Genomic DNA, 11899 nt, shown 5'->3' on the forward strand with positions numbered 1-11899 from the left:
TTTTATATTACAGCAACATGAAATATTTTACAATTCTAAATAATAATTAAGATCCTTGATCATCAGGAACTTTGTTATGTAACTGATTGTTATTTAAGTATCATAAATCAAAACCTAGTACTTTTTACACGTATCTTGTATAGCTATCATCTCAAATTAATCCAATATTTTATATATCGATAGGTAAGGAGAATACCAACACATATAGGCATGGCATATGTTTTAGGAAAATTCAATAAAAAAAGAATATATACAGCTAATATATATATTACTACCCCTATTGTTAAGTTTATTAGCGCCATTTCAATTGTCATGTTAATGTTTTTAATAAAAAAATATGTGTAAATACCTAAACATAAAATTCCAAATACAATTAAATAGGGTGTAGCATATATTCCCTCGTTATAATCTATAAAAAAGTATCCTAATCCACCTAATAAAAAAACTACAACTGTTAAAATGACTTTTTCTACTGTATTTTCCATATAAAAAAACTCCTTTAATCCCTCTCTTTATTTAAGCCTATTTCGGTAGTACTCACTTAAGTTTGAAGATAATCCCATAGTATAGTAACATGGAATATTTTTCAAAGAGTTTGTTCATTGGTATAACAATAGTCACTATCATAGTGGCATTAATTATATGACACCAAATGATAGATATAATGGTAACGGAAAAACCATTATGGATAAGCAAAAAAAAGTCTATGAAAAAGCAAAAAAGCAACATCCAGAGAGATAGGCTAATGATATACGTAATTGGAAGCTTCCAGAAACCGTTGCATTGAACCCAGTTAGAGAAAAAGAACATATAGATGCTAAGATAAGTGGATAGACTAGTTTGACGAAGTGAACTATTTACATGAGGTAAGTATGGTAGCCTATTTTGGGCGTTGCCTTCTTCAGATGGCTACGCATAGGGCAAGCAAAAGCATACTTACGGAGGCTCAATGTCAATAGCAAACCGGAAGATTCAAATACGCTTGAAAAATTACTTTTGAAAATTTCATGCGACATTTTTTTTTGACAAACTCCGACACTATCATAACTATTTAATAAACTCGTCATAATGATTATATTCAGGATTATATTTGTATATTTCTTTAAGGTTTTTACTACCAAAATATAAAATATCATCCTTATATATGAGCCCAATTCTAACAGGTTCTTTTTCCTCACCTTTAACTATTAGATCGTTTGGGAAATCAAAAGATATAATATTATCTTTTATGATAACTTCTGATTTATATGTATGGATAACTGGAAGACCACTTCCATAGATCATGCTAAGAGCATATTTTGTATCATTCTTTTCATAAAAGTATATGCCATACCCAGCAAAACCATCTTCTAGTGTACTCCATTCTCTTTTTTTAATAGTATTCCATATCTCATCTTCAGTTAATTTAGTTGTTTTTTCTATCAAATAGACAATATCTGTTTCTTTTCTAACCTTAAAAACAACATTATCCTCTGAATTTATACTGCTCCTAAAGGTATTAATATTAATACCTAAATTACTAGGATAACCTATTATTTCACAAACAACTTCTTTGTCTTTTACAAATACAAAATGTGGCATACCCTCACTTACAGTTTCACTTACTTTTGCTTTAAAACCAATAATTTCTTGCACCATTTTTTTAGATGTATAGGGTGCAAATGAGTATACTGTGTCCCATTCAAATGGAGTAATATCCTTTAGTCCAATCTCTGTTTCATCACGCAATTCTTTAATAGTATCTGTAAATTTTTTCTCATTTGTACTTCTTTGAGATGTGCATGCCACTAAAATAAGGACACACATCATCAATACGATCATTCTCTTCATAATCTATGACCCCCTATATTCTTTATTCTCTTTATTAGAATACCACATTTTACCTATTATACTCAACAAGATTACTAGGGGTGATTGTGGCACTTTTATAAAAAATAAAAACAAGAGCATTAAACGCTTGTTGATGAACGCTCCTTTTTCAAGAAAAAAAATAGCAAGCATACATTTTCTGATTTGTCTTAAAATCGAACGATATGGCGTTACTTTTGATAGAAACCCAACTTGTTAAATTTATACCATTCGTCGATTTTTTCTACAGGATTAACATTCAAATACAACATAATTTCCCTAGCGAATTCTAAAGAAGCCGTACCATTTGCAGTTATGATATCCGAATTACAAACGGCTTGTTTTTCAACAAAATTACTGTCGCCCTTGTAGTGTGGCGCTTGTGACTTCATATACGTAAGTGTATTGCCTGAATGTCGGATATTATCCAAATATCCGTTCTCTGCCATAAAATTAGCGGCATTACAGATTGCTGCTACTAGAATATGATGCTTGATGGCATACGCTACCACAGGTTCAATGGCATTGTTTTTCTGTTCCATCCAAGCGTGACCCCCAATCAAAAGCAACATCTCGAAATTTTTTGGGTAATCACTTATAGAATAATTAGGAATGATTCGAAAACCGCCCATAGAAGTTTTAGGTTCTTTGTCCAGACTTAAAGTTTTTACAATATAATCCGTTTCTGATCCATTGAGTTCTGAACAAATATAAGCACTTTCCCAATCTGCATATCCATCAAAAATAAACACAAGTATTTCTTTTCATCGTAACACTTCCTTTCTTAAGTATTGTACAACAAAAAAGATGACACCTATATGTCATCTTTATAGAGCGCATTTATTCTTTTTATTCTGGTTTTTACTGCTTCTTTTAGTTCAAGAGGTGCTATAACTTTAACTTTGTCTTGAAGGCTGAAAACTAAATTAGTAGCCCATGCTAAGTCAGAAACAGCAAATAGAATCTGCCCCTTTTCTTCTGTACTGCTAATCCTATGAAAAAATTTAGCATCTATCTTATCTGTTAAAAGGAATTCATTCGTAACATCATATTCTAGTACAACTTCAAACCTTTCTGCTAATTTTTGTATTGTAGTCCTGTCTGTATTGGCAAGGACATTTAAAATTCCTAGTAATCTATCAATTTTCATAATAACACGCTTTCTTGAATCTTTTTCTATACTTTAGGGGCCTTTCTCTCCCCCATTAATATTTTAGTTAATGCATGTAAAAAAATACTGGAGTTTGTGAAATATTAGAATAAGCAATTCATATTCAATAATTTTGATGATAAATAATCAAAATATAAAATCTACTACTTTGGAATTTAAATTTTCACGCATTGCTACAAGTGTGTTTTTAGAAATACCCAAGCCTAAAAACGCACATATAATTATAAATTTATTGACTGCATATTTTTATAGTTTCACGAACATTATGGGTGATTTGAGCATAGACTTTAATGAAAGTTAAAAGTTTTATTATATTTTGTATAAGTTTACTTTACTTTTTGATAACTTTAGTTTACTATTAATGGTGTAATAAATATTTAAAAGGAGGTGTGGTGTTCAAATTGAAAAAAGATGAGTTTGGAGATTCTATTAAGAATAAGGTATATGAGTTTCGTGTACTTAAGCGATTGACACAAAGTGAATTAGCCAAGGCTGTAGGGGTATCAAAGCAAACAATTTTTGTTATGGAAAAAAATAATTATTCTCCATCATTAGTTTTAGCTTACCGAATTGCTGATTTTTTTCAAGTTGATATTAAAGATATTTTTACTTATGTAGGAAAGGATGATAATAATGATTGATATATTAGATAAATGGATGGATAGTAGTGTATATAATTTTAATATATTTGTTGGAATAACAACGATATTAGCAATTATATCAATAATTGCGATGTTTTATTTTTATAAGCAAATAGGAAAGCCCGATGAGAGAACCAGTATAATTTATTTAAAAGTATCAACTACGATGTTTTCAACGCTTGTATGCGCAATAGCTGTTTATATTTCTTGGGTTGACAGTAATATTATTTATTTTAGACAGTATTTGCTTTTTATATTTTCTATTTCTCTTCTTGCAGGAGCAATAATGTCTGCAATTCAATATAAAAAAGATTTTTCTTAATATAAATTTTAAAATATAAACCTCCTTAGAAATAAGGTGGTTTTACCATATAAAAACACCTAAATTAAGATCGTTATTTATTACTTTTATATTCCAGGAATGTATTGAAATTACTTCATTTGAAGCATATTATTTTATCTGAAAAAAGTAACGAATCTCCATCTTCATCGATGTTTATCACTCTCCAAAGTATCGGAACAGCGTTGTATTTCCCAAATTGTATATAATCTCCTGTTTTCAGATCTATAGCTTGCTGATGACTACATCCTGTCATAAAGCCTAAAATAAGTAAGATGTATAGTAGGCTTGCAATAAATTTCTTTTTCATAACGGCTCCTTTTAGTTTTAAAAAGACTTAATACTTACTAATTATTAGTTTAATGTATAAATTGTCTAAACCTATTTCCGATGAAAAATCATTCAAACCAATCGAAAATACATTAAATTTTATTAGGATTGAGAATCCTGTTTTCATGTCGAAAGGTGTATAAATCTATTAATCGTGTATATAAAGGGATACAGCCGAAATACGTGCAAAATTGAGCCACATGATGGATATTAATTCCAACACGTGGCTTGTATTGTTTTGATAGTAATATTTCATGTGACATATTTTTTGAAAAACATGCATTAATTCAATCGGAAAAATTGGAATATTATGTTCATAATTTCATTTTTTTCATTCTACTGAATGGCAATATATAAATAACAATGTGATTTTCCATCTTTCGTATATTCACTGGGAACGGTACTCTCATAATCCTCGGCAAATGATCTCTTTATATTGCCTGATTTTTGCTCAAGCCATACTTTTTCCCATGCTTTTCTTGTACATACACCTATTTCTCCGTTTTCATCTGTTTCATCATATTTTTTATATAAGCCTTTACTTACTGCTGTTTCCATTTTTTGAAAAAAGTCAACGGTTACAGCCATGATGGTAAGGTCATAATCTCCACTTTCATCACTGGAATAATTACTGTATTTTGAAACTGGAGAAACGCCTTGTTGAAAAGTATGCGCGGTATCAAAAATAATGGGTAGTTTTCCGCTCGTAATATCCCTCCAAATTTCACCAATTTTTTTTGTTCCTTCTTCAGAATTATTTGTTCGTATGGTTACTTCTTGCAATGTATAAGCCATAGTTTTACTCCTCTCCTTATATAATAATTACTATTTGCCATTGGATTATGTAAATAATCTTTACTTCACAGTATAATACCTATGTGACTTACTGATTATCAATATTATACCATATTTACAAACTTATAGAATCTACTAATATGGACTATATATGTAAACTGGATTGTCAGGTTAGTAATCCTATATTGATACGGTATTAAATATCCTAGTGATGAATGAATCCTATAATTGTTGAACCAGTTTACATAATCAGCTAATTGGTATTTTAGATCATCAAGTCTTTCGAAAGTTTGTCCCTTTACAAATTCAGTTTTGATAATCTTAAAGGTAGCGTCTGCTACTGCATTATCATATGGGCAGCCTTTCATGCTTAAAGAACGTTTGATATGGAATGTTTCTAATGTTTCGTCTATCAGTTGATTTTTAAATTCATTGCCTCTGTCTGTATGAAATACTTGGATGTTCTCAAGATTTGTATTTACCTTTGAAAATGCTTTTGCTACTAAACTGGCATCTTTATTTCGACCTGCACTGTAACCTATTATTTCTCGGTTAAAGAGATCTATGAGGATACAGATGTAATGCCAATTCGTACCAACGCTAACATAAGTTAAATCACTTACTGCAACATTTTTATTACGTTTGCGAAGCGCAATAAGTTCTTGCTCTTCAGGAGTACGATTATCTTTTTTCTTAAAAGAACCAGTATTTTCTGATTGCTTGATCCATTTATCTAATAAGGAAGCGGAAATATCATATTCTCTGACAATATCGCATTTTTGCTTATCATTTAGGTATAGTTGAACGAATTGATTTTTAAATTCATGCGTATATGTACGGCGTTTTCTTTTTTTGTTTGAATCGGTCATGGTTATTCTCCTTTGTCTTAATAAATTTATTGTACATGACCTTAAAATATCTGTCTACTTGACATGTATCAGTTCAGATCACCAAGAGCTTAATTAATCCGTAAACATATATTTGAGGAATAGTTGAAAGCTAAATAGAATTTTATAACTATATCCATATTTTCTAAATAATGTTAAAATAGATTTGAATAATTTATTCGCTAAACTAATGGTTAATGGGGAAATATGTAATTATTTGCAAAATATGATGCAAAGGAGAGAGTATATTGAAATTAAAAATATGGCAAGAAAAACTTTTCTTTTTTTTGATAACTGTTTTAGTTGGAGTTATACTTGCTGTAACTATAGGAGGACCAATTGTTGTTGTTGTAATGGGCGCAATACCACTTCTCTATCATTTATCTAAAACACAACATAAATAAAACTAAATCCCTTTGCAAAGGGATTTAGTTTTATTTATTATTAATTATTACATCAATAATTGTAATTACATATTGTTATTGATGTATTCTATTAATTCGCTGTCGTTGAATCTTGTACTGCCAATATTTCTAAATTTATCTAAGTATATTACTTCCATAGATGAAGGTTTATCCTTTACTAGATCAGATACAGAATATGCAAGTTCAACTTCAAATTTTAATACAGCATAATCACGGTTGTTCATGGTATCAATTTTTCTTTCTAGCGTAGTTGCTAATGCTCTATCAGAGCTACATACTGACATTAGTCCATAAGCTGTAGTAAGACTAAAAGCAAGAATTCCTGTAACAGGATTAATAAACCCTAAAGCTGATACACCTGTTGATGCAATTAAAGCTTCTAGATCAGATATACCATCTCTTAAATCCCACTTCATATTAATCAACGCTTGTTTACTGCAATATACATACATCTTTGCTCTTTTATACGATGTAGTCATTCCCATAATAAATCTCTCCTTCTTCATTCACATAATTTTTAATATTTGTCCTGGGTAAATCAAACTACCCTTTAGTCCATTAAGCTCCATAAGCTTTTGGACTGTCATGTTACAATGTCTTGCTATAGACCACAGAGTATCTCCTGTCTTAACAGTATAAGTATCAAAGCTACGATCGCTACCTAAGATACTGCATACTAGATTTTTAACCTCCGCTAAAGGAAAGTTTTGTCCAGGACAGGAAGTAGATCTTAACTCCCTATGGCCTTTTATAGTGCGTATACCATATTTGTTACATAGGTACTGGCATAGTTTCATAAGAGCTTCTAATTGAATTTTAAATACTTTTTCTACTTCAAAGTTACCTTGTAGGCATATACCTAAAGAACTTTGATTGTAGCCTTTACAATGAGCTCCTATGGTGTTCTCAGGCCTGCCCCTGTAGACTTGTCCATCTTTCGTGATAAGAAAGTGATATCCAAATCCACGGAAGCCTTCTTGTTTATGCCACCTATGTATATCATCTACAGTCGCACTACTATGTGCAGCATGATGAATGACTATCATAGAAGGCTTATTCATTTTTTTAAGATTATCTTTAAATGCTAAATTTGTTTCTATAATTTTCATCTTGCTCACACACCTTAAAAATATATCTTGAGAATTTTTAACCGGTTAATTGCTTCTCACTATATACAAGCAACTTTTAGTGGTAAAATGTAAACCCCCTGGAATATTTTTTTTGTTTTTCTTTTTAATCTTTGATAGGACATGTGATTATGACTAGGTTCTAAGCTTCTTTTTTGAATACATAATTTTTAATTTCTGATACATCCTCTTTAATATCTTCTACCAAATTCAACTTTTCGGTTAGATTAGATATAATATTTTGGTACTTAAGCTCCCTTTCTTCTTGACGAAGATCCCTTTTCTCTTGGGTTTTGAGAATATAAAATATAAGGGCTACTGTTAGTACTGTCCATATACCATTCCTTCCGGCTAGCTCTATGATCTTTTCTTCCAATTGATTCACCCCCAGTCTCTATAAAAAATTTTCTTAAGTTGTTTAAAGCTCTATTTTTGGCTCTATTAACTGCTTGTCTACTAATTCCTAATATTTGTGAGATGTCTTTTTCAGAAAAGCCCTGTATAAACTCCATAGTAATAATGTCTCGCTGTTGTTTAACTAAAGATTTTATTAATATGGATGTTAAAACAGTACTCTCTGTATCAGCTATACTGTCATCTGCTAGTATTTCGTGGTTTATTTCCAAACACTCTTTGAATTTGTTTTCATGTTTTTTGAGTAAATTCAAAGTTCTTTTTTTCAAATGCATATGTATGTATTTAGTGATTTGTTTATGATTTGAATCCTTAAATTTTTCAATATCAATATTTTGTATTAATTTTAGAAGTTCAATAATCAAATCAGTTTCTGCTTCTTCATAATGTAAACTCTTGCTTAGCTTTTTTAAGGTAGCACCAAAATCTTTTATAATTTCATAAGCAGCATCCTTATCATTGTTTTTAGCTTTTTCCAACAAAACGAATAATTCCATCAAAAGCCCCCCTTTTTGCAAAAAAAAATATCAGCATATACTAATCCCAAGCAGGTTTATAGCTGAATTTGTAAACGGGTGTAATTTGACTCGTTTTGTAAAATTTTGCTAATTAACTTTATGTCTAGGGTATATATGGAATTTATTTATAATTTTGTAAAATATATGACATATCTGATTATACAGAAACTAATTTTGTCGAATATATAACAAGCACAACACAATCGCAATTAAGTTGCCTTGGATGAAAAAGCTTACAATCATTTAAATTTCAAAAGGTAAATAGAATTTTGAAAAATATTTTTATATTTTCAACGATTTGAATACAACATAACATTATTTTTTATAGAATATGTTGGTAGAGTTATTTTAAAAAGTTTTGTGCCGCTGCATGAAACTTTTTTTATTACACTGAGTCAGTAGTTGATATGGATCACAATACATTCAATAACTTAAGATCCTAGCAAGTTCAAAAGATAGTTGGTTAAGGGCTTTATGATGGAGGGGCATTCTCCAAACCACCCCCTAAACATTTTAAACTCGTTTACAAATATAAATGTTTGTTTTTGAAAAATCACTAAAAAATATCAGGGCAATGGCTTTTAGGCGTGGCGGGGAGAGCCCTCGGGATTACCCTGATATTTTAACATACTAGAATTTTATTCTTTTGAAGCTAAAAAAATGGATTGTGTAATAAACCTCCAATAGTAACACAAGAGTACTTGAACTGCATATTTCCGCCCCTATAACGAGTGAAAATATGACAAGCTATGCACATACTTGGTGCCAAGCACCAATGGCATAAGTTTCTAGGACTTGCACCGCATTTTACGCCTATTGAAATCTGAATAAAATCGTGATACAATAGCGATAATATAGATAATGTCGATTAAAGGAGGTTTCTACAATATGAATTATATTGAAAGTCAATATGTTGAGTTAAAGGAAGTGGTAAATGTTGATTTCAAAAAAGAGATTGTTGCCTTTACAAATACGGATGGCGGTGAAATCTATGTGGGTGTGACCAAAGATGGCAATATCATTGGCGTAGAGGATACGGAAGGACAAATGGAACGCATTAGCAACATGATAAGAGATGGCATTAAACCTGACTTAACTGCGTATACTTCTATTGAGACGATAATGGATCAAGGTAAATCTTTAATCAAAGTAACCGTTTCTCGTGGAGAAAAAAGACCCTATCATCTGACCGACAAAGGGTTAAAACCTAGCGGTGTTTATGTTCGCCACGGTGTTACCTCTGCCCCTGCAAGTGATGAAGCCATTCGCCAAATGATAAAAGAAAGCGATGGAACCACCTTTGAAAGAGCTCGTTGTATCAATCAAGATTTAACCTTTGAGTATGCTGAAAAATACTTTAAGGACAGCAATGTGCAATTTGCACAGAATCACAAAAAAAGCTTGCGTTTGATTGATGACAACGGATATTACACCAATGCAGCACTGCTTCTTTCAGATCAGTGTGAGCACATCATAAGGTGCGCTGTCTATGAAGGTACAGGAAAAACAACCTTCAAAACACGCAAGGAATATTCCGGATCCATCTTAAAACAAATGAATGAGGCGTATGCGTTTCTTGCCCTAAATAACAATTTACGTTCTTCTTTTGAGGGATTAAAGCGAATTGATTATGCTGACTATCCTGACTATGCTTTAAGAGAAACTTTGCTCAATGCAGTGGTTCATCGTGATTACGATTATTCTGGTAGCATTATCATCAACATCTATGATGACAAAATTGAGTTTGTTTCCCTAGGCGGGTTGGTAAAGGGCATTACCTTAACAGATATTATGGGAGGTGTATCACAGCCAAGAAATTCTATCATTGCAAATATTTTTTATCGGTTGGAATTGATAGAAAGCTACGGCACGGGCATAAAAAGAATTTTAGAAAGCTATGCAGACTGTGCTGTTGAACCAACCTTTTTTCCTGCACCTTCTTCCTTTGTTGTTACCTTACTTAATCGAAATAAAATAACCTTAACCCTGTATGATGATACCTTGTCACAGGAAGAAAATGTAATGAATCTTCTTCAGGCCAAAGGCAAAATTACTCGTAAGGATATTGAGACCTTCTTGAAATGTTCTGCTTTTCCTGCGCGAAATGTAATAAATTCTTTATTGGCGCAAAATAAAATTATTAAAACAGGAGCTGCAAGAGCAACAAGATATACCTTAAGTAAATAATGAAATGGCAACAATGAACCCATTATAAAAGCATGCCTAAAGGGATAGAACCAACAAACGTGCCACCAGACGTAAAGTAGCTGGTAATTATTATAAATATAAGAGTAGGAAAATTATTAAGTAAATATTTTAAAATAGTAACACAAGAGCACTTGAGATTCCTATTTTTCGCCCCTATAACGCGCGAAACAAAATATTGTCGCGTTTAGAAAAGGTCTTAAAATGAATTTTATGAGGTTGTAGGATGAAATTAATTAAGATTTAGGGCATAAGCAAACCCCTAGGATGATCTAGGGGCAAATTTATTTATTATTTCTAAACAGTTTTTCTAATTCTTCTTTGCTGTATTTGGAAGACCTTTGTTCGAAGTTATTGAATTTGTTTACATTTTTAGGTTTTTCATTCGTATTATGTTTTTGAGCTGATATTTGGTGATAATGTTAAAATAGATTTGAATAATTTATACGTTAAACTAATGGTTCACATAGTTCTCGATTATATTCCCTAAGTATTTTTCAGATATATATTCATAAATATCGCCATTACATGGGTCTATTTTAAATTGTGATAATACCTCATACTCCCCTTTAGATTCATTCGTATACTTCATCAATATCATAACAACATTACCTGCTTCAAATCCATCAAATTCAATCATAGAATCCTTATATGAATCTTTTATTATATTATCTAATAAAAATTGTTTAATTTCGGACTCATCTATCGGCATAAATTCTTTTTCTTTTATAAATACATTGCCTATACATTGAGAACTGATAGAATCATACACATTTCCATTAGAAGGATTTACTACTATTTCAAGAGGTTCTGCCAAATTAGAAGCATCTTTATTAGTTATAGCAGAAAAAATATACCCTCCATAATTATCCATTCCGTTATACTTCATAGAATTTTCATTATAAGATATGCTTTTACATAGAAGATTCAAGGCTTGATCCTTTTCAATGTATTCTGGTTTTTGCTGAGAAGTTTTTATATTGCTTTTATAAACAAACAAAATTACTATAGCTATATATAACGTATTAATGATTTAACATTGGGAAAAATTACAATCAAATATTCCGCCTCTTTGATGATATTATGTAAACATAATCTATGAGGGGGAGGGATTGTGCATGTATACTGAAAATCATAATGAACAAGTAGAAATTAATGTTTTGAAAAAGCTATTACGAACGACTAATAATAAGCGTAT

At 31.0% G+C, this 11899-nt stretch carries 16 protein-coding genes; 4 read left to right on the plus strand and 12 right to left on the minus strand.

The features are described 5' to 3' along the window. Positions 1–146: 146 nt before the first annotated feature. From EV214_RS17930 to EV214_RS17945, 4 genes are all read right to left on the minus strand, one after another. Positions 147–485 carry a hypothetical protein gene (locus EV214_RS17930; RefSeq protein WP_132248282.1) on the minus strand — a complete coding sequence of 113 codons (339 nt, stop codon included), beginning with the start codon at positions 483–485 and terminating at the stop codon, positions 147–149. Positions 486–1047: 562 nt separating this feature from the next. After that, positions 1048–1830 carry a hypothetical protein gene (locus tag EV214_RS17935; protein ID WP_132248284.1) on the minus strand — a complete coding sequence of 261 codons (783 nt, stop codon included), beginning with the start codon at positions 1828–1830 and terminating at the stop codon, positions 1048–1050. Positions 1831–2039: 209 nt separating this feature from the next. Then, complete coding sequence (locus tag EV214_RS17940; protein WP_243116721.1) at positions 2040–2600, minus strand: type 1 glutamine amidotransferase family protein; 561 nt, start codon at positions 2598–2600, stop codon at positions 2040–2042. Positions 2601–2662: 62 nt separating this feature from the next. Beyond that, positions 2663–2998 (minus strand): WCX domain-containing protein, encoded by a 336-nt coding sequence (locus EV214_RS17945; protein WP_132248288.1) that lies wholly within the window; start codon positions 2996–2998, stop codon positions 2663–2665. A 422-nt stretch (positions 2999–3420) separates the two neighbouring features. Between EV214_RS17945 and EV214_RS17950 the strand changes: the two genes are divergently transcribed. After that, complete coding sequence (locus EV214_RS17950) at positions 3421–3660, plus strand: helix-turn-helix transcriptional regulator (protein WP_132248306.1); 240 nt, start codon at positions 3421–3423, stop codon at positions 3658–3660. After that, positions 3653–3982 (plus strand): 6-aminohexanoate hydrolase, encoded by a 330-nt coding sequence (locus EV214_RS17955; protein WP_132248290.1) that lies wholly within the window; start codon positions 3653–3655, stop codon positions 3980–3982. The genes EV214_RS17950 and EV214_RS17955 overlap by 8 nt, the downstream gene beginning before the upstream one ends. Positions 3983–4097: 115 nt before the next feature. On the opposite strand, the gene EV214_RS17960 is transcribed toward EV214_RS17955, so the two are convergent. From EV214_RS17960 to EV214_RS17970, 3 genes are all read right to left on the minus strand, one after another. Then, on the minus strand, positions 4098–4310 hold the full coding sequence (locus EV214_RS17960) for a hypothetical protein (protein ID WP_132248292.1): 213 nt from the start codon (positions 4308–4310) through the stop codon (positions 4098–4100). A gap of 356 nt (positions 4311–4666) precedes the next feature. Continuing rightward, positions 4667–5125 (minus strand): AraC family transcriptional regulator, encoded by a 459-nt coding sequence (locus tag EV214_RS17965; RefSeq protein WP_132248294.1) that lies wholly within the window; start codon positions 5123–5125, stop codon positions 4667–4669. Between the two features lie 104 nt (positions 5126–5229). Beyond that, positions 5230–5994: an IS3 family transposase gene (locus EV214_RS17970; RefSeq protein WP_243116722.1), complete on the minus strand. Its 765-nt coding sequence runs from the start codon at positions 5992–5994 to the stop codon at positions 5230–5232. Positions 5995–6260: 266 nt separating this feature from the next. Here EV214_RS17970 and EV214_RS18905 point away from each other — a divergent pair, with 266 nt between their 5' ends. Further along, positions 6261–6416: a hypothetical protein gene (locus EV214_RS18905; RefSeq protein ID WP_165916465.1), complete on the plus strand. Its 156-nt coding sequence runs from the start codon at positions 6261–6263 to the stop codon at positions 6414–6416. Positions 6417–6481: 65 nt separating this feature from the next. On the opposite strand, the gene EV214_RS17975 is transcribed toward EV214_RS18905, so the two are convergent. From EV214_RS17975 to EV214_RS19275, 4 genes are all read right to left on the minus strand, one after another. Beyond that, positions 6482–6922 carry a hypothetical protein gene (locus EV214_RS17975; protein WP_132248296.1) on the minus strand — a complete coding sequence of 147 codons (441 nt, stop codon included), beginning with the start codon at positions 6920–6922 and terminating at the stop codon, positions 6482–6484. A gap of 21 nt (positions 6923–6943) precedes the next feature. Continuing rightward, positions 6944–7546, minus strand: coding sequence for an N-acetylmuramoyl-L-alanine amidase (locus EV214_RS19470; protein ID WP_279233159.1), 603 nt, complete (start codon positions 7544–7546; stop codon positions 6944–6946). Positions 7547–7706: 160 nt separating this feature from the next. Continuing rightward, entirely contained in the window at positions 7707–7901 is a 195-nt protein-coding gene (locus tag EV214_RS19590) for a BhlA/UviB family holin-like peptide (RefSeq protein WP_243116723.1), read from the minus strand. Further along, the gene (locus EV214_RS19275; RefSeq protein ID WP_132248300.1) at positions 7813–8475 is read right to left on the minus strand and encodes an RNA polymerase sigma factor; all 663 of its coding nucleotides are present in this window, start codon (positions 8473–8475) and stop codon (positions 7813–7815) included. The genes EV214_RS19590 and EV214_RS19275 overlap by 89 nt, the downstream gene beginning before the upstream one ends. Positions 8476–9384: 909 nt before the next feature. Between EV214_RS19275 and EV214_RS17995 the strand changes: the two genes are divergently transcribed. Further along, entirely contained in the window at positions 9385–10683 is a 1299-nt protein-coding gene (locus EV214_RS17995; protein ID WP_132248302.1) for an RNA-binding domain-containing protein, read from the plus strand. A gap of 472 nt (positions 10684–11155) precedes the next feature. On the opposite strand, the gene EV214_RS18000 is transcribed toward EV214_RS17995, so the two are convergent. After that, positions 11156–11575 (minus strand): hypothetical protein, encoded by a 420-nt coding sequence (locus EV214_RS18000; protein WP_132248304.1) that lies wholly within the window; start codon positions 11573–11575, stop codon positions 11156–11158. Between the last annotated feature and the right edge of the window lie 324 nt (positions 11576–11899).

The organism is Marinisporobacter balticus (assembly GCF_004345705.1).
Lineage (GTDB): Bacteria > Bacillota > Clostridia > Peptostreptococcales > Thermotaleaceae > Marinisporobacter > Marinisporobacter balticus.